Here is a 23255-nt window from a genome sequence, read left to right on the forward strand (position 1 = left end):
ATGCGCTGTTTGTTTCTCAAACAGATTTGTTACATTTGCACACTTTTTGTGTTGGCGCTATGTTAGAGGGGTGGCTGTTATTTTGAGCATTGCGCAAACCAATCAACGGTAGAAGGCGGGTGGGATATGACGAACCTCGTGGAAGTAGAAGACTTCACGCGTCACAGTGAAGAGAGACGAACCAGCGCGTTCCAGCTTGAAGTGAAAAACTGGCTGGAACGCCATCCTGAAACGCAGTATGTCGATATTTTATTAAATGATTTAAATGGCGTCTTTCGCGGCAAACGCATTCCGATAGCCGCGCTGGCGAAGCTGGAAAAAGGGTGTTATTTCCCGGCCTCGGTTTTCGCTATGGATATCCTCGGCAACACCGTCGAAGAAGCCGGCCTCGGACAATCTCTCGGCGAACCTGACAACCTCTGCATGCCGGTTCCCGGCACCTTAGTTCCCTCTGCTTCCGATCCTGTACACATCGCTCAGCTGCTGTTGACCATGTGCAACCAAGATGGCACTCCCTTTGACGTTGAACCCCGCAATGTCCTGAACCGGCTGTGGCAGCAGCTGCGCAATCGAGGACTCTTTCCGGTGGTAGCGGTAGAGCTGGAGTTCTACCTGGTCGACAAGGCCCGCGACGCTGAGGGCTATATTCAGCCGCCGTGCGCGCCCGGCAGCAGCGAGCGCAATATGCAGAGCCAGGTCTACTCGGTGGATAATCTCGATCACTTCGGCGCGGTGCTGCGCGATATCGACGCGCTGGCGCGCCAGCAGAATATTCCCGCCGACGGCGCGCTGGCGGAAGCCTCGCCCGGCCAGTTTGAGATCAACCTGCACCATACCCGCGACGTGCTGAGCGCCTGCGACCACGCGGTACAGCTTAAAAGGCTGATCCGTCAGGTGGCGGAGAACCACGGCATGACCGCCACCTTTATGGCCAAACCCTATGAAGAGTACGCGGGCAGCGGCATGCACGTGCATATCAGTATGCTGGACGCCGCCGATCATAACGCCTTCGCCGCCGATGACGGCAGCGACTCGCCGCTGCTGAAACGCGCGCTGGCAGGCATGCTCGACCTGATGCCCGCCTCGATGGCGCTGCTGGCGCCCAACGTCAACGCCTATCGCCGCTTCGTGCCGGACGCCTACGTGCCGCTACGGGCGTCGTGGGGGCATAACAACCGCACCGTGGCGCTGCGCATCCCCTGCGGCGACGTGGAGAACCACCGCGTCGAGTACCGCGTCGCAGGCGCGGACGCTAACCCCTATCTGGTGATGTCGGCGATTCTGGCCGGCATCCTGCACGGCCTGGATACCGCGCTGCCGCTGCCGCAGCCGGTTCAGGGCAACGGCCATGAGGCGGAAGGCATCCCGCTGCCGGTGCGGCAGAGCGAAGCGCTGTGCGAATTCGAAAGCAGCTTTCCGCTGCAAAAACTGCTGGGCGAGCGTTTCGGCGCGGTGTGGCACAGCTGTAAGCGCCACGAGATGATGCAGTTCGAGCGGCTGGTCACCGCCACGGAGATTGACTGGATGCTCAAAAACGCCTGAGAAAAAGTCGCTATACTTATCAGCAGGTCTTGTGTTTTTCCTTCGTTTTGGGGCAAAATACGCGGCCTGCAAAATTCCGAATATAACCGATGCTTTTAAGAGCCTCGGTTATTTTTTTGCATGTACTTAACCGATTCGCATGAGGCCGGGCACGCCCGGATAGATACACGTTAAAAAACGCGCAAGCGTACGAACTGAGGATACAAAGATGGGGATGTTATTCATTCAGCCAGCCCGCGCTGGCTCTCGTTTCCGTGATGACTACGGCGCCGTGCAGGCTCATAACGCCGCCTTCCTCGCTCCCGTGATGCAATCCAGTCAGGTTGCAGCTCAGGGAGGTCTGAAACATGTCGCTTGATACCTCAGCACCACAGCGTGCCCACCTGAAAAAATCTCTGACCCTGCTTCCGGTCGTCATGATTGGCCTTGCCTACATGCAGCCGATGACCCTGTTTGATACCTTCGGTATCGTGTCGGGTCTGACCAGCGGTCACGTCGCCACCGCCTACGCCTTTGCGCTGATTGCGATTCTGTTTACCGCCGTAAGCTACGGTAAGCTGGTACGCCGCTTCCCATCTGCGGGCTCCGCTTATACCTACGCTCAGAAGGCGATCAGTCCGCACGTCGGCTTTATGGTCGGCTGGTCATCGCTGCTGGACTACCTGTTCATGCCGATGATCAATATTCTGCTGGCGAAAAACTATTTCGAAGCGCTGGTGCCGGGCATTCCGTCATGGATCTTCGTGGTGCTGCTGGTGGCCTTTATGACGATGTCCAACCTGCGCGGCATTAAAACCGTGGCCAACTTCAACAGCGTGATCGTGGTGCTGCAGGTTGTGGTGATGATCGGTATTACCGGCATGGTGATTTACGGCGTGGCGCACGGCGAAGGCGCGGGCACGCTCACCAGCTCGCAGCCGTTCTGGTCCCCTGACGCCCATGTGGTGCCGATGATTACCGGCGCGACTATCCTCTGTTTCTCGTTCCTGGGCTTTGACGGCATCAGTTCGCTGTCGGAAGAGACCAAAGACGCGGAGCGCACCATTCCGCGCGCGATTTTCCTGACGGCGCTGATCGGCGGCCTGATCTTTATCGTGGCCTCCTACTTCCTGCAGCTCTATTTCCCGGATATCTCGCGCTTCAAGGATCCCGATTCGTCGCAGCCGGAAATCATGCTGTACGTGGCGGGCCATGTGCTGCAGTTCGGCATCCTGATCTTCTCGGTGGTGACCGTGCTGGCGTCAGGTATGGCGGCGCATGCCGGCGTATCGCGTCTGATGTACGTGATGGGCCGTGACGGCGTCTTCCCGGAGCGCTTCTTCGGCTATATCCATCCGAAATGGCGCACGCCGTCGCTGAACGTGCTGCTGGTCGGCGCCGTGGCGCTGATGGCGATCCGTTTCGACCTGGTGACCGCGACGGCGCTGGTTAACTTCGGCGCGCTGGTGGCCTTTACCTTCGTTAACCTCTCGGTGATTGCACAGTTCTGGATCCGCGAGAAGCGTAACCGCACGCTGCGCGACCATATCAACTATCTGGTGCTGCCGGTGCTCGGCGCGCTGACGGTTGGCGCGCTGTGGATTAACCTGGAAGAGAGCTCGATGGTGCTGGGCCTGATTTGGGCCGCCGTGGGAATTGTTTATCTCGCGTTTGTTACCCGCAGCTTCCGTAATCCGGTGCCGCAGTACAGCGAAGAAGTGTAACTCGCTGGCGGGTGAAAAAGGGTGAGGCGCGAGCCTCGCCCTTTTTTTATGCGCGATCGGCGCGCTTACTCCGCCAGCACCAGCTCCCAGCTGCCTTCGCTCAGCGCGCTGCGCGCGGCGGCGCTAAGCTGCGTATCGGTCACGATGCTGTCGAAACGCGCCAGCGGCAGCGCCAGGAAAGTGGCGATTTTGTTGTACTTCGAGCTGTCGCTCAGCAGCACGCGCTTGCTGCTTACCTCGCTCACCGTCTGTTTCACCGTTACCTTGTCTTCGTCGGGGGTGAACAGGCCGCGCGGACCCCAGCAGGAGGCGGAGATAAAGGCGATATCGATCGCCAGATGGCGCAGGCTGCGCGCCGCGCTTTCGCCCACGCAGGAGCGGTTGTCGCGACACACCGTGCCGCCGGTGTGGATCACCCGACAGTCGCTCGCCTCCATCAGCAGGTTGGTCACCATAAAGTCATTCGTCACCACCAGCAGATCGTCGCGCTCCAGCAGCTCGTGCGCCAGCGCCAGCGTGGTGGTGCCCGCATCCAGATAGATACAGCTGTTGCGCGGAATATGCTGGGCGGCATAGCGGCCGATGGCGTTCTTCTCGGCGTTATAGAGCGTCGTTTTCGTCTGATGCGACGGCTCCGCAGCCAGCCGGTCGGCCGAACGCACGCCGCCGGAGACCGACAGCACCGCGCCTTGCTCCTCAAGCTTCTGCACGTCCCGACGGATCGTCATATGCGACACGCCGAGCCGTTCCGTCAGTTCGGCAATGCTGACCACGCCGCGCTCGGCGACCAGCGCCAGGATCTGTTGATGGCGTTCAATGGGTATCATTCCCTGCACTCCGTGCTTATCAATTTTTCACATTGTAATGCATTTACTTTATCGGCTGAATGAAAAAAATTGCCGCCTTTTAGGAATTTATTTTTGATAATAGTCCTATATTTCAATGTAATGCGTTGATTGTGAATAAATGTTCGAAACTAACCTGCTTGGTGAAAATATGTGACGCAAGGCACGTTTATCCCTCCGCAATCCTGCCAGAATTAACAACATCAAACAAATAATCACTTAAATTAACAGCGGAGGCCGACTGTGCCACTCTCAAACGTCTGTGTTATCGGGTTAGGTTCCATGGGAATGGGCGCGGCGACGTCCTGTATTCGCGCCGGGCTGAATACCTGGGGCGTCGATCTTAATCCCGCCGCGCTGGAGACGCTGCGCCAGGCGGGCGCGCGCGATGCGCAATCCTCCGCCGACGGCTTTGCCGACCAGCTGGAGGCGGTGTTGCTGCTGGTGGTGAACGCCGCCCAGGTGAAGAGCATCCTGTTCGGCGACAGCGGGCTGGCGGCGAAGCTGAAACCCGGCACCATCGTGATGGTCTCGTCGACCATTTCAGCGCAGGACGCGCAGCAGATTGAACAGCAGCTGGCGCAGCATCAGCTGCTGATGCTCGACGCGCCGGTCTCCGGCGGCGCGGCGAAAGCGGCAACGGGCGAAATGACGGTGATGGCGTCCGGCAGCGACGCGGCGTTCGAGCGCCTGCAGCCGGTGCTGGACGCGGTGGCGGCTAAGGTCTACCGCGTCGGCAGTGAAATCGGCCTCGGCTCGACGGTTAAAATTATTCACCAGCTGCTGGCAGGCGTGCATATCGCCGTCGGCGCGGAAGCGATGGCGCTGGCGGCGCGCGCCGGCATTCCGCTCGATACCATGTATGACGTGGTGACCAACGCGGCGGGCAACTCCTGGATGTTCGAGAACCGCATGCGTCACGTCGTGGACGGCGACTACAGCCCGAAATCGGCCGTCGATATTTTCGTTAAGGATCTGACGCTGGTGGCGGATACCGCAAAATCGCTGCGCTTCCCGCTGCCGCTCGCCTCCACGGCGCTCAATATGTTTACCGAAGCCAGCAACGCCGGCCACGGCCGTGAAGACGACAGCGCGGTGATCAAGATCTTCAGCGGTATCGAGCTGCCGCAGGCAAAGGAGCGAGCATGACGCGTTTAGGCATCATCGCCGACGACTTTACCGGCGCCACCGACATCGCCAGCTTTCTGGTGCAGAACGGGCTCTCCACGATCCAGTTCAACGGCGTGCCGCAGCAGCATGACGCGCTGACCGCGCAGGCGATCGTGATCAGCCTTAAGTCGCGCTCCTGTCCGGCAGAGCAGGCGGTAGAGCAGTCGCTGATTGCGCTGCGCTGGCTGCAGGCGCAGGGTTGCGATCGCTTCTACTTCAAATACTGCTCCACCTTTGACAGCACCGAACAGGGCAACATCGGCCCGGTCACCGATGCGCTGCTGGCGGCGCTGGGCGAAACCCAGACGGCGATCTCTCCGGCGCTGCCGGTCAACGGCCGCACCGTCTACCAGGGACACCTGTTCGTCGGCGAGCAGCTGCTGAGCGACTCCGGCATGCGGCACCATCCGGTGACGCCGATGACCGACAGCAATCTGCTGCGCCTGATTGAGCGCCAGTCAGCCGGCAAAGCGGGGCTAATCGCCGCGCCGCTGCTGGACCGGGGCGCGCAGGCGGTGCGTGAGCAGCTGAACGAATTAAAAGCGCAGGGCGTTAACTACGTGGTGCTTGACGCGCTCAACGAGCAGCATTTGCTGACGCAGGGCGAAGCGCTGCGCGATATGCGCCTGGTGACCGGCGGCTCAGGCCTGGCCATCGGGCTGGCGCGCCAGTGGGCCGAGGCCGGCAGCGCGGGCGCCGATGCGGAAAACGCAGGCCGTCCGCAGGGCGAGCGCGCCGTCGTGATCTCCGGCTCCTGCTCGCAGATGACCAACCGGCAGGTCAGCGCCTATCGTCAGCAGGCGCCTTCCCATGAGGTCGAGGTGACGCGCTGTCTGGAGAACGCCGACGCCTACGCGCAGTCGCTGTGCGACTGGGTAGCGGCGCATAGCGACCAGCCGCTGGCGCCGCTGCTTTACGCCACCGCCGATGCGCAGCAGCTGCAAAAAATCCAGCAGCAGTATGGCGCGCAGCGCAGCAGCGAGGCGGTCGAGCAGCTGTTCGCCGCCGTGACGCGCGAGCTCAAGGCGCGTGGCTGGCAGCGCTTTATCGTGGCGGGCGGCGAAACCTCTGGCGTGGTGGCGCAGAGCCTTGGCGTCACCGCGTTCCATATCGGCCCGACGATTTCACCGGGCGTGCCCTGGGTAAGAGATATTCATCAACCGCTGTCGCTGGCGCTGAAGTCCGGCAATTTTGGCGACGAAGCGTTTTTCCGCCGCGCACAAACGGAGTTTGCCTATGACTGAACAACAGGCCCGCGAAGAGATGGTGAAGCTGGGCGCCTCTTTTTTTGCCCGCGGCTATGCCACCGGCTCGGCCGGCAATCTTTCCCTGCTGCTGGAAGACGGCAATCTGCTGGCCACGCCGACCGGCTCCTGCCTCGGCGAGCTGGATGCCGATCGTCTGTCAAAGGTGACGCTGGCAGGCGAGTGGCTCTCTGGCGACAAGCCGTCGAAAGAGATCGCCTTTCACCGCGCGCTTTACGCGGGAGATGCCAACTGCAAGGCGGTGGTACACCTGCATAGCCACTACCTGACGGCGCTCTCCTGCCTTGAGGGGCTGGACGCGCAGAACTGTATCCGTCCGTTTACCCCTTACGTGGTGATGCGCGTCGGCGACGTGCCGGTGGTGCCGTACTACAAGCCCGGCGACGAACGCCTGGCGGAAGATTTGTCGCGGCTGGCGGGTCAGTATCGCGCCTTCCTGCTGGCGAACCATGGCCCGGTGGTGGTCGGCAAATCGCTGCGCGAAGCCGCAGACAACACCGAAGAGCTGGAAGAGACCGCCCGCCTGATGTTTACCCTGGGCGACCGCGCGATCCGCTATCTCAGCGACAGCGAAGTGGCGGAATTAAGGAGTCGATAATGCCGAAGTTTGCCGCAAATCTCTCAACGCAGTTTAACGAAGTGCCCTTTATCGAACGCTTCGCCGCCGCGGCGCAGGCTGGTTTCGAGGCGGTCGAGTTTCTGTTCCCTTATGACTATCCGGCGGCGCAGCTAAAGCAATTGCTCGACGAGAACAACCTGAAACTGGTGCTGTTCAACACCGCGCCGGGCAACGTAGCGGCGGGCGAGTGGGGCGTGTCGGCCATTCCCGGCCGCGAGGCGGAAGCGCGCGCCGATATTGACCGGGCGCTGGAGTATGCGCTGGCGCTTGCGGTGCCTCAGGTGCATATCATGGCCGCCACGGTGCCGCCGGGCGCCGATCGCGCGGCCTACGTCGACACCTTCGTGCGCAATATGCACTATGCCTCGGAGCGCTTTGCGCCGCACGGCATCACCCTGCTGCTGGAGGCGCTTAATCCGGTAACCAAGCCGCACTATCTCTATGCCAGCCAGTATCAGACGCTGGAGATGGCGGCGCGCATCGATCGCCCCAATGTCTTTACCCAGCTCGACCTGTTCCACGCGCAGCTGGTGGACGGCAACCTCAGCCGCCTGATCCGCGACAATATCGGGCGCTACCGCCATATCCAGATCGCCTCCGCGCCGGACCGCCATGAGCCGGATGAGGGCGAAATTAACTATCCCTGGCTGTTTAACCTGCTGGACGAGGTGGGCTATGAGGGCTGGATCGGCTGCGAATATATTCCACGCGGCAATACGCTGGACGGCCTCGGCTGGTTTGCGCCCTGGGCGAAAAAATCCTGAAGCGACTCTGAACATCCCGGCGCGGCGACGCCGGTTTTCATCCTGCACCTGGGCCAGGCACCACTGTACTCATTATTCATATAAAGATAACCCTATCTGAGGTTTACCATGTCCACCGCACTGCTGTTAGCCATTGCCACCGCCAGCATTGTTATCCTGCTGCTGCTGGTCATTAAAGCCAAAGTCCATCCCTTTGTAGCCCTGCTGATCGTCAGCCTGCTGGTCGCCATCGCGACGGGCATCCCGGCTGAAAAGATCATGGAAACCATTATGAGCGGCATGGGCGGCCTGCTCGGCCATATCGCCATTATCATTGTGCTGGGGGCGATGCTCGGCGCGCTGATTGAAGCCTCGGGGGGCGCGGAGTCGCTGGCTCAGCGCTTCAGCAAAAGCCTCGGCATCCGGCGCACCGTCGCGGCGCTGACCATGGCGGCCTTTATTCTCGGCATACCGGTGTTTTTTGAGGTCGGTTTTATTATCGTCATCCCGCTGATTTACGGCTTCACCAAGGTGGCGCGCGTCTCGCCTCTCAAGTTCGGCCTGCCGATGGCGGGCGTGATGCTCACCGTGCACGTGGCGCTGCCGACCCATCCGGGCGCGGCGGCGGCGGCAGGCATTCTGCATACCGACATGGGCTGGCTGATGATGATCGGCCTGGCGATTTCGGTGCCGGTAGGCATTATCGGCTACTACGTCGCGAAAGCGATGAACCGCCGCCAGTATCATCTGTCGGTAGAGGTGCTGGAGCAGCTGCAAATGGCGAAGCCGGAAGGCGCGGAGAAGAAGAACGAGCCGGCGCCGCCCGGCGCGCTCACTATCGCCGGCCTGATAGTGGTGCCGATCCTGCTGATTGTGCTCGGCACGCTCTCCCACTCGCTGCTGGCGGCGGATAGCCTGGCGGGCAAAGTGATGACGGTGATCGGCACGCCGCCGATTGCGTTGCTGATTGCGCTGGCGCTCGCCGCCTGGCTGCTGGGCGTGCGTCGCGGCTGGAGCAAAGACAAGCTGGAGGAGTTAACCGGCCGCGCCATTCCGGGATCGGCGAGCGTGATTCTGGTGGCGGGCGCGGGCGGCGCCTTCGGCAAAGTGCTGGTGGAGTCGGGCGTCGGCAAGGCGCTGGCGCTGACGCTGGAGACGCTGCATCTGCCGCTGGTGCCTGCCGCCTTTATTCTGTCGCTGGCGCTGCGCGCCTCGCAGGGCTCGGCCACGGTGGCGATCCTGACCACCAGCGGACTGCTCACCTCTGCGGTGAGCGGCGCCAGCGATATGGAGCGCGTGCTGGTGACGCTGGCGGCGTGCTTCGGCGGACTGGGGCTGTCGCACGTCAACGATGCGGGCTTCTGGGTGGTCACGCGCTATCTGGGGCTGTCGGTCGGCGACGGCCTGAAAACCTGGACGGTGCTGACCACGCTGATGGGAGTGAGCGGCTTTGCGCTGACCTGGCTGGTGTGGGCGCTGGTGTAATCGGCTTATGACGTTTCTCCCCCGGAGAGCGGGGGAGAAAAGGAGAAGAGTGCGCGCCAACGCGCCGTTATTTCTCTAAGAAACCAGTTCCTGCGCATAGAGATAAAGCGCCTTTAGCTGCGCCATCTTCTCTGCGTCCCCTTCGTGCAGGCTTGCCAGCGACTCCAGCTCCAGCAAAAAGGCCTGCACGCGCTCCGCGTTCAAGGCTTCGCGTCGGTGCTGCAGCCAGCGCTGCTGCTCGGCGTCATCCAGCGTGCCGGGAAAGTTGCGCGCGCGGTAGCGGAACAGCAGCTTCGCCACGCGCGCATCCTGGAAGGCGAGATCCATCGCCGGCAGGTTGGCGGGCGCGGTCTGGCGCAGGATATTCATTCCCGCGCGATCGGCGTCGCTAAAGAAGCCGTCATAGAGCTGCGCGTCGACGTCGTCCGGCGCGGCAAAGGGCTCCGCCTCGGCGAACAGGGTGACCACTTTTTCACGCACTTCGGCATGCTGACGCAGCAGCGCCAGATTCGCCAGGCAGGCTTCACGATCGATACCCAGGCGCGCCGCATCTTCCGGGCGCAGCGTGTTGGCGGGCGCCAGCACCGGGCACTTATTGATATGCACCAGCTTAATCGGCACCGACGCTTCATCGTCGGCCAGATCGCTTTTGCGCGTGTAGAGCCGCTCGCGCAGCGCATCCGCGTCCATCTCCAGCAGCGGCGTCATATCGCCCGCGAGATCGGCGACGATCAGCGCGTTGCGATTGTCCGGATGCCACGCCAGCGGCACGACCCAGCTGGTATTGCCGCGCGCCGCGCCGAACATGCCGGAGACGTGCACCAGCGGCTTCATCTGCGGAATGTCGATCAGCGTCATCAGCTTATTTTTATTGCGATGCGTAAACAGGAACTCAAACAGCTTCGGCTGCTTCTCTTTCACCAGCTTCGCCATCGCCAGCGTGGCGTAGACGTCGGACATGGCGTCGTGCGCGTTTTCATGCGCCACGCCGTTGGCTTTAGTGAGATGCTCCAGCCTGAAGCTGGGAAAGCCGTCCTCATTTTCCGGCCAGACGATGCCGTCGGGACGCAGCGCGTAGCAGGCGCGCATCACATCGAGCAAATCCCAGCGCGAGTTGCCGTTTTGCCAGCTCCAGCCGTAGGGATCGAAGAAGTTGCGGTAGAAGATGTTGCGCGTGACCTCGTCATCGAAGCGCACATTGTTGTAGCCCACCACGCAGGTTTGCTCTTCGGTAAAGAGCGCATAGATTCGGGCGGCGAACTCCGCTTCCGATACGCCGCGCGCGCGCGCGACCTGCGGCGTAATGCCGGTAATCATTACCGCTTCCGGCTGCGGCAGATAGTCGTCCGCGGGACGGCAGTAGAAAATCTGCGGCTCGCCGACAGGGTTGAAATCGCTGTCGGTGCGCAGCGCGGCAAACTGCGCCGGCCGATCCAGCGACGGGCTCTTACCGAAGGTCTCGTAATCGTGAAAGAGAAAAGTGCGTTCAGAGGCGGGCACGAGCATATCCTGTACTGAGAAAACAACGCACAGCATAGTCGCTTGCGTCGCAGGTCACAACCACGCCTGCGCGGGAGGCAGGCCGATCACACTTTTTTTCAATTTAATCAAACCTGTTTATGCCTTTTGCCGTAAAACGAGCCGCTGTTTTCCCCGTAACCTTGAGGATGAAGTGTTGAAAAGGCGTCTGTTGATCTCTGTAACTGGAACTCTCTTTTTGGCTTCGCTGGCCCAGGCCGACGATATGCCGTTTCCCCTGACGCCACCGTCGATTGACGCCGCCTCCTGGGTACTGATGGACGCCACCACCGGACAGGTGCTGACCGCCGGTAATCCGGATGAGCGGCGCAACCCCGCCAGCCTGACCAAGCTGATGACCGGCTACGTGGTCGACCGCGCCATCGACGCGAAAAAAATCACCCGCGACGACGTGGTGCCGGTCGGTAAAGACGCCTGGGCGGCGGGCAATCCGGTATTTAAAGGCTCCTCGCTGATGTTTATTAAGCCTGGCGACAAGATCACCGTGCGCGACCTCAGCCGCGGCGTCATCATCGACTCCGGCAACGACGCCTGCGTGGCGCTGGCTGACTACGTGGCGGGCAGTCAGGAAAATTTCGTCAATATGATGAATCAGTACGTACAGAAGCTGGGCCTGACCAATACGCACTTCGAGACCGTGCACGGCCTCGACGCGCCGGGCCAGTTCTCCTCCGCGCGGGACATGGCGAAGCTGTCGCGCGCCATTATCAGCGGCGAACCCGATTTCTACGCCATGTACAGCGAGAAAACCCTCACCTGGAACGGCATCACGCAGAACAACCGCAACGGGCTGCTGTGGGACAACAATCTGCACGTCGACGGCCTGAAAACCGGCCATACCGAAACGGCGGGCTTCAATATCATCGCCTCTAACGTGGTCGGCCAGCATCGTCTGATCGCGGTCGTGATGGGCGGCAAAAGCCCGAAAGGGCGTGAAGAGCAGGCGCGCAAGCTGCTGGTCTGGGGCCAGAACACCTTCGACACCGTACAACTGTTCCACGCAGGCAAGAAAATCGGCACTGAAAACGTCTGGTACGGCGCGCCGCACAGCGTCGCCGTCGGCACCGCTAACGACGTCTACCTGTCGCTGCCGCGCAGCGAGATCCAGAACGTGAAGGCCAAATATGTGATTAACCGTAAGGACCTTGAGGCACCGTTGAAAGCCAACGAAACCATCGGCGAGATTCAGGTGCTCGATAAGGACAAGCAGCTGGCGAGCTATCCGCTGGTCACGCTCTCAGCGGTAGAGAAAGCAGGCGTCTTCACGCGTATTCAGGACTACCTGAAGCAGACGTTCTGACAGCATCAGGCGGCCTCCGTGCCGCCTCTTGTTATTACTTCAGATCGCTCTTCACATCCTTAACGTCGCTGGCCGACACCGGCGCGGCGGCGTTGCCCCAGCTGTTGCGCACATAGGTCAGCACCGCGGCGATCTGCTCGTCATCCAGCACCCCGGCAAAGGCTGGCATGGCGGGCGCCGTCGGTCGGGCGTCGGTATCGACGCCGCGGCTGCCCGCGCTGACGACCCGAATCAGCGAGGTGGCATTCGGCTGGTTGATCAGCGGATTAGACGCCAGCTGCGGGAAAATATTCCTCTCGCCGCGTCCGCCGGGGCTGTGACAGGCGGAACACTTCGCCTCATAAATCTGCGCGCCGAGCTTCATGCGATCGTCGCTGGCGGCCAGCGGCTGCGGCACCTCTTCATCGTGGGTTTTACCCTCTTTCAGGAAGGTCGCCACCGCGCGCAGATCCTCTTCGCGCCAGTACTGGGTCGAGTGACGCACCGCGTCGGCCATCGGACCGGAAGCGATGGCGTAGCGGTTCACGCCGGTGCGCAGATAGCTGACGATATCCTCCTGCGTCCATTTGCCCAGCCCGGTATGGGCGTCCGCGCCGAGATTAGGCGCATACCAGCCTTCTACTTCGCTACCGCTGAGGAAGCGATCGCCCTTATCGCCGCCGAGAAAGTTTTTCGAGGTGTGGCAGGTGCCGCAGTGGCCGAGCCCCTGTACCAGGTAAGCGCCGCGATTCCACTCCGCCGACTTTTTCGCATCGGGTATAAACGTGCCCTTATCGAAATTAAGCCAGTTCCAGGCAATCAGGCTGGTGCGAATATTAAAGGGGAAGGGCAGCTGGTTGGTTTCGACTTCGTGATGGATCGGCTGCAGCGTCTGTATCCACGCCCAGAGATCCTGCAGGTCCCGTTCGGACATCTTCGTGTAGGCGGTAAACGGCATCGCGCCGTAGAGCCGTTTGCCGTCGTGGCCGATGCCTTCCGTCATGGCGCGGCGGAAATCGTCATAGCTCCAGTCGCCGATGCCGGTCTCGCGATCCGGCGTGATATTGGCGCCGGCCAGCACGCCGAACGGGGTATTAATCTTGACGCCGCCCGCATAGGGCTGCTTCGCATCGGTCGTATGGCAGGCGGTACAGTCGCCGAGGGTGGCGAGGTAGCTGCCGCGCGCATACTGGTCATACTCCGGCTGCGCCTGGCTGCCGACGCTGGCAACCAGCAGCAGCGCGGCGGAGAGTGCATTCAGCGTTTTCATGCGGTAATCATCTCCCCCGGACGTTTCAGATACCAGGTGCGGATCGCGTGCGCCGCCTTAAACGCCAGCGCGCCCACGGTGCCGGTCGGATTGTAGCCGGGGTTCTGCGGAAAGGCGGAAGCGCCCACCACGAACAGGTTCGGCACGTCCCAGACCTGCAGATGCTTGTTGACCGAGCTGGTGCTGGGGTCGGCGCCCATTACAAAGCCGCCGACGACGTGAGAGGACTGATAGGGCACGCTGCTCCAGTGGCCGGTCATCGGTTTCACGATCGTTTCGCGCGGGTTCATCGATTTGGCGATCTCCGCCACCTTGCCGGTGCAGTACTGCGCCATCTTCAGATCGTTATGCGAAAAGTCGAAGGTAATGCGCAGCAGCGGACGGCCGTGCGGATCTTTATAGTTGGGATCGAGCGAAAGGTAGTTGGTGCGCGTGGTGTAGCTGCTGGCCTCGCAGCCGATCGACATGGTGCTGAGGTAGTTATCTTTTAGCGCGCGCTTCCATTTCGATCCCCACTTTGGCGTGCCGGGCGGCAGAGGACGGTAGCCGATAGGCGCGGAGCCGATTGGCGTCACGCGGATACTGCCGCCGCCAAAGAAGCCGAGGCCGCTGTGGTCGAAGTTATCGTTGTTGAACTCGTCGATGCCCATGCCGACCGCGCCCGCGCCGATAAAGGGGTTGAAGTTCTTGTCATCGAAAAACAGCGTCACGTTGTTAGCGGTCTGGTAGGCGTAGTTGCGGCCGGTGGTGCCCTTGTTAGTCACCGGATCGTAGGCCTCGCCGATTTGCGAAAGCAGCATCAGGCGCACGTTCTCAAAGGTAAAGGCGGCGACAATCACCAGATCGGCTGGCTGTTCCCAGGTATCGCCGGAGGAGTCGACATAGGTGACGCCGGTCGCTTTTTTGCCGCTGGAGTCGGTCAGCACCTCCAGCACTTCGCAGTTGGTATAGGCGGTAAAGTTCTCTTTGCGCATCAGCGCGGGCAGCACGGTGGTAATGGCGCTGGCTTTAGAGTAGTTGGCGCAGCCGTAGTTGGTGCAGAAGCCGCAAAAGGTGCAGGGGCCCATGGTGACGCCGTAGGGATTGGTATAGGCCTCGGAGACCAGCGACGAGGGCACCGGGAAGGGCTGATAGCCCATCTCTTTCGCCGCCTGTGCGAACAGCGTCGGGCCGTAGGGCTGACGCAGCGGCGGCGTCGGATATTCGCCGCTGCGCGGGCCTTCGAACGGGTTGCCGCCGGCGCGCTTCTCGCCGTTGAGGTTGCCCGCGTAGCCGGACGTGCCCGCCACGCGCTCGAACTGCATATAGTGCGGCTCCATCTCTTCCCAGGTGGTGCCCCAGTCCTGCAACGTCAACTCGCCGGGCATCGCGTCGGCACCGTACCGCTCGGTGAGATAGCTCTTCAGCTGAAATTCGTGCGGCTGAAAGCGGAAGGTGATCCCCGCCCAGTGATTGCCCGCGCCGCCGGTGCCGTTGCCGGGATGAAAGGAGCCCCAGGTGCGCATCGGCAGCGCGGTCTGCGACGGGTTGTTGCGCATGGTGCAGGTATTCTGTCGCGTGCGCAGCATCAGCTCTTCGCGCATCACATAGCGCAGTTCGTCGGTCACGGTGCCGATATTGAAATCGCGCGCGGTATCGCGCCACGGACCGCGCTCGATGCCGATCACCTCCAGCCCTTCGTCGGCCAGCTCATTGGCGATAATCGAACCCGCCCAGCCGAGGCCGATCACCACGACATCCGTTTTAGGTAGTTTTTTCATGGCTTATCCCTGCCTTTCCACTGTGCGATGCTGATGGGTTCGAGATGCAGATCTTCGTTGTGCCGCTCGATATAGGGGCGATAGTCGTAGCGCGCGCCAGGAAAGCCCAGCATCTTCCACGACGCCATATCGCGGTTGCCGCCGTAGATGGGATCGGCGAAGAAGCCCTCCATGGTGTTGTTCAACACCTCGATAAACAGCGACTGCGCATCGAAGCCTTCGAAATGCACCTTGCCTGCTTCCATCGCGGCCAGCAGCGCGTCCTGCTGCTGCGGCGTCAGGTCTTTAAAACGTTTCTGAGAGGTCTGCTGAACGTAGCGCTCGAGCGCGGCCAGGCCCTGACGGTAGCGCTGCTGCGGCACCAGCGGCGACTGATCGCCCTGCTCAGGGGTACCTTTCTGGAACGGGCCTTCCATATAAATGCGCTCGAACGTGCCGTAAAAACCGTGAAGCTGACGATCGATAAACTGCGCGCAGCCCGCCTCTTTACCGCCCACGCTCAGCTCGTCGGCGGGGATCAGGCGATCGACGATGGCTTCGATGGTTTCAGCTTCTTCCTGAGTGAAAAAGAGCCAGCCGGGCTGGTCGAAGGTTTCAGGGGGATTATCGGAGAAGGGCGTCCAGCCCGGCGAACCCTTCAGGGATACGGCGTCGGCCGCGCGGGTAACGGTGGCGGCCACGCCAAGCGTAGACCAGGTCAACACCTGCCGTCGCGTGACGCCCGGCAACGTTTTGGCTCTTTTCTTCATGTCGCTTCCTTAAGTCGTGTTATCAAATAAACGAAAATAAGTGATGTGGTTATGCGGTTGTTTTTATGATTTTGGGTGCTTGTAAAGACAGTGTTGATAATTGTAAGAAGGTGTCAAAACTGTATTGAAATGTAGAAGCGGCATTAAGCCTTAGCAACGTCATGGGATAAAATAACGCACTTTATGATCCTCAGCCGGAAAGCCCACTTGCGCCCAGATAAGCCCATATCGAATATCGAGTTCTGGTTCTATCGCCACTACCGCAGCGTGCATGGCGTGCGTATCGCCATCGCCTTTTTACTCACCTTTTTGCTGGTGCGGCTCACCGACATTCCCGAGGGCACCTGGCCGCTGATCACGCTGGTGGTGGTGATGGGGCCGATCTCGACCTGGGGCAACGTTTTCCCGCGCGCCATTCAGCGTATCTGCGGCACTTTCGCCGGATCGATCTCGGGCCTGATCGCCCTTAAGCTGGAGATGATGTCGCTGCCGGTGATGCTGGCATGGTGCGGCATCGTGATGATGGTGTGCGGCTACCTGACGTTAGGCAAGCATCCCTATATGGCGCTGCTGATCGGCATTACGCTCAGCGTGGTGGTCGGCGCGCCGGCGGGCGATTTCACCGTGGCGCTGTGGCGCGGCGGCGACGTGATCCTCGGCTCGCTGCTGGCGCTGCTGTTCAGCGCCATCTGGGCGCAGCGCGCCTATACCCACTGGCGCATCCAGCTGTCGGACTCGCTGGCGGAGATCGCCAAAATTTATCACGCCGGTTTTTCCCCCAACCTGATAGAGAAGCCGCGCCTGAAGAAGCCGCTGGGCAAACTGCTGACCAACGTCGTAAAAATGCGCGCGCTGCTGGTGCCGGCGAGTAAAGAGACGCGTATTCCCAAATCGGTGTTCGAGGCGATTCAGACCATCAACCGCAATATGGTGAACACGGTGGAGATGCAGATCGAAGCCTGGTGGGCCTCGCGCGAAACGCATCTTATCCTGCTCAACGCGCCGACGCTGCGGCGCACCCAGCAGATGACCGAAAAGACGCTGCACGCGCTTTCGGCGCTGGCGCTGCGCGGCGAGACCGACGAGGTGGCGGCCAACAGCCACGAGCTGACGGAAATCACCCGCGAGCTCAAGCAGCTGATCGCCGATGCGGGCAGCGAACGGCTGGAAGAGACACCTATCTACGGCTATGTCTGGCTGAGTCTGGAGCTGGCGAAGCAGCTGGAGCGCATGACCGATCTGATCCGCCTGGCGCTGCGCAAATAGTCACCAGGGACAATGACTTAATGCGAAAGGCGCATTCTTTGCGCTAAGATAAGCGCCAGTCCGATTTTAGCGGCGACAATTGTCGCCCCGGCTGGCGAACCGCTAAGCTGAAGGTTATGACTCTACCCCCTGCGCAAGCAGGCCCAAAAAAAGGTGCCACCATGGAAAATGCCAAGCAATCATTTCAGGACGTACTGGAGTTTGTGCGTATGTTCCGTCGTAAAAACAAACTGCAGCGTGAAATCACTGATAACGAAAAGAAAATCCGTGATAACCAGAAGCGCGTTCTGCTGCTGGACAACCTGAGCGAATATATCAAGCCCGGCATGAGTATTGAGGCGATTCAGGAAATCATCGCTTCCATGCGCTCTGACTATGAAGATCGCGTCGATGAATACATCATCAAAAACGCCGATCTGTCGAAAGAGCGTCGCGACCTGTCGAAAAAACTGAAATCGATGGGCGAGCCGAAAGCGCAGTAAGCGCAGGCTGAATGGCAAAACCCACGCTGAAGCGTGGGTTTTTTTTCGCCTGAAGCCGGCGTGACTCGCTGAAATCAGCGCTGCTGCAGCTGACGCGCGATACGCTGCAGCTGCTGCGCCAGCGCCTCGCGGTCGGGCCCTTCGCCGCCCGGCGCGGCGGTGGTGGCGCGCAGCACCAGCGCGGGCTCCAGCGGCCGGGAGGGCGGCGGCGCATCCTGCAGACGCGCCAGCAGCGTCTCGACGCACAGCTCCCCCAGCGCCTGGAGATCCTGGCGCACCGTGGTCAGCGGCGGCTGATACCAGGCGCTTTCGGCGGTATCGTCATAGCCGACGACCGAGATGTCGCCCGGAATCGCCACCCCGTGCTGATGCAGCGCGCGCATCGCGCCAAGCGCCATCTGATCGTTTGCCACCAGCAGCGCCTGCGGCAGGCGATCGGGCAGCTGTTGCAGCATCGCCTGGTAGCCAGACTGCGCGCTCCAGTCCCCCCGCAGCGCGCAGAAGGGCGTCAGGCGGTGCGTTGCCAGCGCCTCGCGCCACGCCGCTTCGCGCAGCTGCGCCGAAATCGCCTGCGCCGGGCCGCTCAGCAGCCCGATCTGACGATGCCCCAGCGCGATAAGGTGCTCGACGGCGGCCCGTGCGCCGCGCGCATTGGAGTACTGACACTGCGCCACCTGCGCCTGGGGTTCGACATCCATAAAAATCGCCGGCTTGTCGCCGCACAGCGTCTGGATCTGCTCCGCTTCCGCAGCGCTCAGCGGCAGATTGATCATCAGCGCATCGACGCGCTGCGCCAGCAGTTCGTTGACGGTCTCGGCGGCGCTGTTGTAGCTGCGCATGGCGATAACCAGATGGTAACCGTCGCGGCTGGCGCGCTGCTGGATCGCCGAGGCGATCTGCGCCGGCGCCATCAGCGCCAGATCGCTGGTGGCGAGCCCGAGCGTGCGCGTCGCTTTGCCCGCCAGTTGCTGCGCCACGCGGTTTGGCACATAGTTGAGCTGCTGCATGGCCGCTTCCACTTTCGCCCGCGTGCGCGGGGAGACCTGCTGCGAATGGTTAAGCACGCGGGAAACGGTCTGGTAGGAGACGCCGGCAAGGCGGGCGACGTCATCAAGAGTAATAGCGCGGGAAGTCATTGATTTCTCCACAGGACAGAGGCGGCCAGTGTAGCAAATTTTTCGTCGCGCAGGCGCGCCTGCGCGCAACCCGAACGGAGGAGAGATGCAGCTTAATCATCAGGCCATTCAGGATCTCAATCTTATCGCCGCCTGGCTGGCGCTGGACGATATGCCCGTCGAAGGCGACATCGAAGCGGATATGGCGATACTTGCCGGCCACGCCGTGCTGCCGAATATCGAGGGCGCGGTGGCGCTGGCGAAAAGGTTCGGGCTGCCCTTGCTGCTCAGCGGCGGCATCGGCCATGCCACCGGCGCGCTGGCGCAGGCGATGGCGCTGCATCCGCTCTATCGCGATATCGAGACGCGCGGCAAAAGCGAGGCGCAGATGCTGGCGGCAATCGCCCGCGTTTTCGGCGGCCTCGACGAAGAGCATCTGCTGCTGGAGGAGGCGTCGCGCAACTCCGGCGAAAACGCCGCCTTCAGCCAGCGCCTGCTCGACGCCCGCCAGCTACGGCCGCAGCGCGTGGTGCTGATTCAGGATCCGCTGCTGCAGCGTCGCGCCGACGCCACTTTTCGCTGGCAGTGGCGCGCGCGCGACGACGCGCCGCGCTTTATCAACTGGCCGGTATTTACCCCGGTCGTGATCCTCGATTCCGGCATGGCGCGCATCACCGGCGCGCCGCCGCAGGGTCTGTGGTCGCTGGAGCGCTTCGTGCAGCTGCTGATGGGCGAAGTGCAGCGCCTGCGCAACGATGCACAGGGCTACGGCCCGCGCGGCGCCGGCTTTTTCGGCGAAGTCGAGATGCCCAATGCGGTAGACGCCGCCTGGCATCGCCTGATGCAGTTGCCCGCCGTGCGGGCGCGGCTGGCGGCCGCACGCGAGTTAACGACTCTTTAAATAAACCTGCAAATTGACGTTCACCGCGTTGAGCAGCGGCACGCTGACGCCGTTGCGCGCCGCTCGCTTCACCAGATCGCCGATCACCTGTTCCGCTTCGATATCGAAGCCCTGACATAAATCGCGATACATCGAGGAGGTCATCGGCGTCGCGGGATTGCTCAGCAGCTCAAGGATCTTCGCCGTTACTGCCGGCCGCGGCTGGTAGCCGTCGGCGGTAATGGTTGCCAGCACCTCGCTGAAGATGCCGCGCAGCAGCGCTTCGCCGCCCTCGGCGCTGAGCGCCTGCTGCGTATCGCCGCGCGCCAGACAGCAGACCGCGCCGAGCGTGCTCAGCAGCAGCCATTTCTCCCAGAGTTCCCCGATAATATTGTCGCTGAAAATGGTGTCGACGCTGGCCGCGCGCAGCGCCTCGTCCACGCGCTGCAGCCGCGCGTCGTTACGGCCATCCAGCGCGCCGTAATAGATCTGGTGCAGCGACGTCATCCGTACCACTTCGCCCTGTTCGCCCAGCGTAGCGTTGATTTTTACCAGCCCGCCGATCACCTTGTCGCCGAAGCGATCGCGCAGCGTGTCGAAATGACGCATGCCGTTGAGGATCGGCATAATCAGCGTCTGTTCGCCCACGGCGGGCGCAATGTCTTCTATCGCCTGCGCCAGCGCAAAACTTTTCACCGTCAGGATAATCAGGTCGTAGGGACCGCGCAGCGATCCCGCCTGCGCCAGCTGCGGCTGCAGCTTCTCCACCCCCTGCGGCGTGCGCAGCACCAGGCCGTTTTCGCTGAGTTGCCTGAAGCGACGCTCGCGTACCAGAAAGGTCACGTCGCGTCCCGCCTGCGCCAGACGCGCGCCAAAATATCCGCCGGTCGCCCCGGCGCCTACGATAAGAATGCGCATGTTCGATTTTCCCTTAGCCGTTGAGGCTCCTACCTTAAGACCTGACGGCGGCGGTTGCCAGCGTTGCGTGGCTCAGCGCCGCGCTATCGCCGCCAGCAGGGCGGGGAGCAGGCCGGGAAAGCGCTGATCCAGGCAGTCGCGGCGCAGCGAAATCAGATTTTCCCGCCCGAGGGGACGCTGCCAGATCACGCCGCTGTCGCGCAGCACGCGCCAGTGGTGCGTCATGGTCGATTTGGCGATCTCGCCGCGCAGCGCGTTGCAGCTCTGTTCGCCGTGCTGCGCCAGCGTCTGGAGAATGGCGAGGCGAATCGGATTGCCGAGCGCAAACAGCACGTTTTCCAGCTTAATCTCGTGCGGCTGCGGATGATTTTCCAGCATGGTATTCCTGTTCTACGATCTGTCAATTGTACAATTATAGCTCAAACTGTTCGCATTTAGTCGTACAGTGGGCGTAAGCTGTTTTTCCGACGGCGCGCAATCCTGCACGCCGCGCCACACGTCTACTGACTAAGGACGCATCATGCCCCGAACACTTCCCGTTGAGCGTTACCGCAACATCGGCATCTCCGCGCATATCGATGCCGGTAAAACCACCACGACCGAGCGCATCCTGTTTTACACCGGAATGAGCCACAAGCTGGGTGAAGTGCACGATGGCGCCGCAACGACCGACTGGATGGCGCAGGAGCAGGAGCGCGGCATTACCATCACCTCGGCGGCGGTCAGCTGCTTCTGGCCCGGCATGGACGGCAGCTTCGCGCCGCACCGCATCAATATTATCGACACGCCCGGCCACGTTGACTTCACCATCGAGGTCGAGCGGTCGATGCGCGTGCTGGACGGCGCGGTAATGGTGTATGACGCCGTCGGCGGCGTGCAGCCGCAGTCGGAAACGGTGTGGCGTCAGGCGAATAAATATCACGTGCCGCGGCTGGCGTTCGTCAACAAAATGGATCGCCAGGGCGCGGATTTCTTCCGCGTGGTGCAGATGATGAAAGATCGCCTCAGCGCAAATCCGGTGCCGATCGTCATCCCCATCGGCGCGGAAGAGCACTTCAGCGGCGTGGTCGATCTGCTGAAAATGCAGGCGATTTACTGGGACGAGGCGTCTCAGGGCATGACCTTCAGCTACGCGCCGATCCCCGACGCGCTGCTGGACGAGGCGAATGCCTGGCGCGAAAAAATGGTCTCGGCGGCGGCCGAAGCGAGCGATGAACTGATGGAAGCCTGGCTGGAGAGCGGCGATCTGGATCATGACCAGATTATCGCCGGCCTGCGCCAGCGCACGCTGCGCAACGAGATCCAGCCGATGCTGTGCGGCAGCGCCTTCAAAAACAAAGGGGTGCAGCGCATGCTGGATGCGGTGGTGGAGCTGATGCCGTCGCCGGCCGATATTCCGGCGATCAAAGGCGTGGATGAAAACGGCAACGAGGCGGAGCGGCATCCGGGCGATGACGAACCTTTCTCGGCGCTGGCGTTCAAGCTGATGAGCGATCCCTTTGTCGGCCAGCTCACCTTTGTGCGCGTCTATTCCGGCGTGCTGCGCAAAGGCGACAGCGTCTGGAACGCGGTCAAGGGCAAAAAAGAGCGCATCGGCCGCATCGTGCAGATGCACGCCAACGCGCGCCATGAAATAGAGGAGATCCGCGCCGGGGATATCGCCGCCTGCGTCGGGCTGAAAGAGGTTACCACCGGCGAAACGCTGTGCGATCCCAACGCCATTATTACGCTGGAACGCATGGAGTTCCCGGAGCCGGTCATTTCGCTGTCGATCGAGCCGAAAACCAAAGGCGATCAGGAGAAGATGAGCCTGGCGCTGCAGCGGCTGGCGGCGGAAGATCCCTCTTTCCGGCTGCACACCGACGAGGAGTCCGGCCAGGCGATTATCTCCGGCATGGGCGAGCTGCATCTGGAGATCATCGTCGACCGCCTGAAGCGCGAGTTCGGCGTCGAGGCGAATATCGGCCGTCCGCAGGTGACCTACCGCGAAACGCTGCGCAAGGCGGCGCGCGACGTCGAGGGCAAGTTTGTGCGTCAGTCCGGCGGTAAAGGGCAGTATGGTCACGTGGTGCTGACGCTGGAACCGCTGGAGCCGGGCGGCGGCTTTGTGTTCGAAGACGCCACCAAAGGCGGCGTGGTGCCGCGCGAATATATTCCGTCGGTGGAAAAGGGCATCCGCGAGGCGCTGAACAGCGGCGTGATTGCCGGCTACCCGATCGTCGACCTGAAAGCGACGCTGACCTTCGGCTCCTATCACGACGTCGACTCCTCGGAGATGGCGTTCCGCATGGCGGCCATTCTCGGCTTCCGCGCCGCCGCGAAGCTGGCCGATCCGGTGCTGCTGGAGCCGGTGATGAAGGTCGAGGTCGAAACGCCGGAGGAGTATGCGGGCGGCATTATGGGCGATCTCTCATCGCGTCGCGGACAGGTGCAGGGCATGGATGAGCACTTTGGCGGCCGCATTATCCGCGCCGAAGTGCCGCTGGCGGAGATGTTCGGCTACTCCACGGCGCTACGCTCGCTGACGCAGGGGCGCGCCACCTACAGCATGGAGTTCGCCCACTACGCGCAGGCGCCGCGTCAGGTGGCGGATGCGGTGGTCGCCGCGCGCGGCTAAGCGCGGGG

At 61.8% G+C, this 23255-nt stretch carries 20 protein-coding genes; 12 read left to right on the top strand and 8 right to left on the bottom strand.

Features of this window, described 5'->3' with window-relative positions; genetic code table 11:
• Positions 1 to 126 precede the first annotated feature (126 nt).
• Both HA46_RS06720 and HA46_RS06725 read left to right on the top strand, forming a co-directional pair.
• Positions 127 to 1542 (top strand): glutamine synthetase family protein, encoded by a 1416-nt coding sequence (locus tag HA46_RS06720; protein ID WP_033791509.1) that lies wholly within the window; start codon positions 127 to 129, stop codon positions 1540 to 1542.
• A gap of 347 nt (positions 1543 to 1889) precedes the next feature.
• Complete coding sequence (locus HA46_RS06725; protein ID WP_033750099.1) at positions 1890 to 3245, top strand: APC family permease; 1356 nt, start codon at positions 1890 to 1892, stop codon at positions 3243 to 3245.
• Between the two features lie 65 nt (positions 3246 to 3310).
• On the opposite strand, the gene ygbI is transcribed toward HA46_RS06725, so the two are convergent.
• Positions 3311 to 4072: a DNA-binding transcriptional repressor YgbI gene (gene ygbI, locus HA46_RS06730; protein WP_084883131.1), complete on the bottom strand. Its 762-nt coding sequence runs from the start codon at positions 4070 to 4072 to the stop codon at positions 3311 to 3313.
• Positions 4073 to 4333: 261 nt separating this feature from the next.
• Here ygbI and ltnD point away from each other — a divergent pair, with 261 nt between their 5' ends.
• From ltnD to HA46_RS06755, 5 genes are all read left to right on the top strand, one after another.
• Positions 4334 to 5239, top strand: a complete 906-nt coding sequence (gene ltnD / locus HA46_RS06735; protein ID WP_033791506.1) for an L-threonate dehydrogenase — start codon at positions 4334 to 4336, stop codon at positions 5237 to 5239.
• On the top strand, positions 5236 to 6504 hold the full coding sequence (gene otnK / locus HA46_RS06740) for a 3-oxo-tetronate kinase (protein WP_084883134.1): 1269 nt from the start codon (positions 5236 to 5238) through the stop codon (positions 6502 to 6504). Before ltnD ends, otnK begins: the two co-directional genes overlap by 4 nt.
• Positions 6497 to 7123, top strand: coding sequence for a 3-oxo-tetronate 4-phosphate decarboxylase (otnC, locus tag HA46_RS06745; RefSeq protein ID WP_033791504.1), 627 nt, complete (start codon positions 6497 to 6499; stop codon positions 7121 to 7123). The genes otnK and otnC overlap by 8 nt, the downstream gene beginning before the upstream one ends.
• The gene (locus tag HA46_RS06750; protein WP_084883137.1) at positions 7123 to 7908 is read left to right on the top strand and encodes an HPr family phosphocarrier protein; all 786 of its coding nucleotides are present in this window, start codon (positions 7123 to 7125) and stop codon (positions 7906 to 7908) included. The genes otnC and HA46_RS06750 overlap by 1 nt, the downstream gene beginning before the upstream one ends.
• Before the next feature lie 108 nt (positions 7909 to 8016).
• On the top strand, positions 8017 to 9372 hold the full coding sequence (locus HA46_RS06755; protein WP_084883141.1) for a GntP family transporter: 1356 nt from the start codon (positions 8017 to 8019) through the stop codon (positions 9370 to 9372).
• A 75-nt stretch (positions 9373 to 9447) separates the two neighbouring features.
• Here HA46_RS06755 and sbcB read toward each other — a convergent pair whose 3' ends face one another.
• Positions 9448 to 10872 (bottom strand): exodeoxyribonuclease I, encoded by a 1425-nt coding sequence (gene sbcB / locus HA46_RS06760; protein ID WP_084883295.1) that lies wholly within the window; start codon positions 10870 to 10872, stop codon positions 9448 to 9450.
• Positions 10873 to 11047: 175 nt separating this feature from the next.
• On the opposite strand from sbcB, the gene dacD reads away from it, so the two are divergent.
• The gene (gene dacD, locus HA46_RS06765) at positions 11048 to 12211 is read left to right on the top strand and encodes a serine-type D-Ala-D-Ala carboxypeptidase DacD (RefSeq protein WP_208857398.1); all 1164 of its coding nucleotides are present in this window, start codon (positions 11048 to 11050) and stop codon (positions 12209 to 12211) included.
• A gap of 34 nt (positions 12212 to 12245) precedes the next feature.
• Here the strand turns inward: dacD and HA46_RS06770 are convergent, their stop codons facing one another.
• Genes HA46_RS06770 through HA46_RS06780 form a run of 3 tightly spaced genes read right to left on the bottom strand, consistent with a single transcriptional unit; the run spans position 12246 to position 15969 of the window.
• Positions 12246 to 13460 (bottom strand): cytochrome c, encoded by a 1215-nt coding sequence (locus tag HA46_RS06770; RefSeq protein ID WP_033791499.1) that lies wholly within the window; start codon positions 13458 to 13460, stop codon positions 12246 to 12248.
• Entirely contained in the window at positions 13457 to 15220 is a 1764-nt protein-coding gene (locus HA46_RS06775) for a GMC family oxidoreductase (protein ID WP_033791498.1), read from the bottom strand. Before HA46_RS06775 ends, HA46_RS06770 begins: the two co-directional genes overlap by 4 nt.
• On the bottom strand, positions 15217 to 15969 hold the full coding sequence (locus HA46_RS06780; RefSeq protein ID WP_084883147.1) for a gluconate 2-dehydrogenase subunit 3 family protein: 753 nt from the start codon (positions 15967 to 15969) through the stop codon (positions 15217 to 15219). Before HA46_RS06780 ends, HA46_RS06775 begins: the two co-directional genes overlap by 4 nt.
• Positions 15970 to 16176: 207 nt before the next feature.
• On the opposite strand from HA46_RS06780, the gene HA46_RS06785 reads away from it, so the two are divergent.
• Together HA46_RS06785 and tmaR are read left to right on the top strand one after the other, a co-directional pair.
• On the top strand, positions 16177 to 17235 hold the full coding sequence (locus HA46_RS06785; protein ID WP_208857399.1) for an FUSC family protein: 1059 nt from the start codon (positions 16177 to 16179) through the stop codon (positions 17233 to 17235).
• 161 nt (positions 17236 to 17396) lie between these two features.
• On the top strand, positions 17397 to 17717 hold the full coding sequence (gene tmaR, locus HA46_RS06790; RefSeq protein WP_033791495.1) for a PTS system regulator TmaR: 321 nt from the start codon (positions 17397 to 17399) through the stop codon (positions 17715 to 17717).
• A gap of 74 nt (positions 17718 to 17791) precedes the next feature.
• Here tmaR and HA46_RS06795 read toward each other — a convergent pair whose 3' ends face one another.
• Positions 17792 to 18853 carry a LacI family DNA-binding transcriptional regulator gene (locus HA46_RS06795; RefSeq protein ID WP_084883155.1) on the bottom strand — a complete coding sequence of 354 codons (1062 nt, stop codon included), beginning with the start codon at positions 18851 to 18853 and terminating at the stop codon, positions 17792 to 17794.
• Between the two features lie 85 nt (positions 18854 to 18938).
• Between HA46_RS06795 and HA46_RS06800 the strand changes: the two genes are divergently transcribed.
• Positions 18939 to 19733 carry an ElyC/SanA/YdcF family protein gene (locus tag HA46_RS06800; protein WP_084883158.1) on the top strand — a complete coding sequence of 265 codons (795 nt, stop codon included), beginning with the start codon at positions 18939 to 18941 and terminating at the stop codon, positions 19731 to 19733.
• Here HA46_RS06800 and HA46_RS06805 read toward each other — a convergent pair.
• Together HA46_RS06805 and HA46_RS06810 are read right to left on the bottom strand one after the other, a co-directional pair.
• A complete protein-coding gene (locus HA46_RS06805) occupies positions 19719 to 20630 on the bottom strand; it encodes a ketopantoate reductase family protein (RefSeq protein WP_033791492.1) in 912 nt (303 codons plus the stop codon). The two genes, HA46_RS06800 and HA46_RS06805, sit on opposite strands and share 15 nt — an antisense overlap.
• A 72-nt stretch (positions 20631 to 20702) precedes the next feature.
• Positions 20703 to 21008, bottom strand: coding sequence for an ArsR/SmtB family transcription factor (locus HA46_RS06810; protein ID WP_033791491.1), 306 nt, complete (start codon positions 21006 to 21008; stop codon positions 20703 to 20705).
• A gap of 142 nt (positions 21009 to 21150) precedes the next feature.
• On the opposite strand from HA46_RS06810, the gene fusA reads away from it, so the two are divergent.
• Positions 21151 to 23247 (top strand): elongation factor G, encoded by a 2097-nt coding sequence (fusA, locus tag HA46_RS06815; protein WP_084883161.1) that lies wholly within the window; start codon positions 21151 to 21153, stop codon positions 23245 to 23247.
• The last annotated feature ends 8 nt before the right edge of the window (positions 23248 to 23255 follow it).

The sequence above is a fragment of the Pantoea septica genome (assembly GCF_002095575.1).
GTDB lineage: Bacteria > Pseudomonadota > Gammaproteobacteria > Enterobacterales > Enterobacteriaceae > Pantoea > Pantoea septica.

Excerpts from the sequence above, each read along its gene's own strand:
- HA46_RS06725 (WP_033750099.1), top strand. The coding sequence starts at position 1,890 with ATGTCGCTTGATACCTCAGCACCACAGCGTGCCCACCTGAAAAAATCT.
- HA46_RS06780 (WP_084883147.1), bottom strand. The coding sequence starts at position 15,969 with ATGAAGAAAAGAGCCAAAACGTTGCCGGGCGTCACGCGACGGCAGGTG.
- ygbI (WP_084883131.1), bottom strand. The coding sequence starts at position 4,072 with ATGATACCCATTGAACGCCATCAACAGATCCTGGCGCTGGTCGCCGAG.
- HA46_RS06810 (WP_033791491.1), bottom strand. The coding sequence starts at position 21,008 with ATGCTGGAAAATCATCCGCAGCCGCACGAGATTAAGCTGGAAAACGTG.
- otnK (WP_084883134.1), top strand. The coding sequence starts at position 5,236 with ATGACGCGTTTAGGCATCATCGCCGACGACTTTACCGGCGCCACCGAC.
- HA46_RS06770 (WP_033791499.1), bottom strand. The coding sequence starts at position 13,460 with ATGAAAACGCTGAATGCACTCTCCGCCGCGCTGCTGCTGGTTGCCAGC.
- tmaR (WP_033791495.1), top strand. The coding sequence starts at position 17,397 with ATGGAAAATGCCAAGCAATCATTTCAGGACGTACTGGAGTTTGTGCGT.
- HA46_RS06795 (WP_084883155.1), bottom strand. The coding sequence starts at position 18,853 with ATGACTTCCCGCGCTATTACTCTTGATGACGTCGCCCGCCTTGCCGGC.
- HA46_RS06755 (WP_084883141.1), top strand. The coding sequence starts at position 8,017 with ATGTCCACCGCACTGCTGTTAGCCATTGCCACCGCCAGCATTGTTATC.
- HA46_RS06750 (WP_084883137.1), top strand. The coding sequence starts at position 7,123 with ATGCCGAAGTTTGCCGCAAATCTCTCAACGCAGTTTAACGAAGTGCCC.
- HA46_RS06775 (WP_033791498.1), bottom strand. The coding sequence starts at position 15,220 with ATGAAAAAACTACCTAAAACGGATGTCGTGGTGATCGGCCTCGGCTGG.
- HA46_RS06805 (WP_033791492.1), bottom strand. The coding sequence starts at position 20,630 with ATGCGCATTCTTATCGTAGGCGCCGGGGCGACCGGCGGATATTTTGGC.
- otnC (WP_033791504.1), top strand. The coding sequence starts at position 6,497 with ATGACTGAACAACAGGCCCGCGAAGAGATGGTGAAGCTGGGCGCCTCT.
- HA46_RS06800 (WP_084883158.1), top strand. The coding sequence starts at position 18,939 with ATGCAGCTTAATCATCAGGCCATTCAGGATCTCAATCTTATCGCCGCC.
- fusA (WP_084883161.1), top strand. The coding sequence starts at position 21,151 with ATGCCCCGAACACTTCCCGTTGAGCGTTACCGCAACATCGGCATCTCC.
- HA46_RS06720 (WP_033791509.1), top strand. The coding sequence starts at position 127 with ATGACGAACCTCGTGGAAGTAGAAGACTTCACGCGTCACAGTGAAGAG.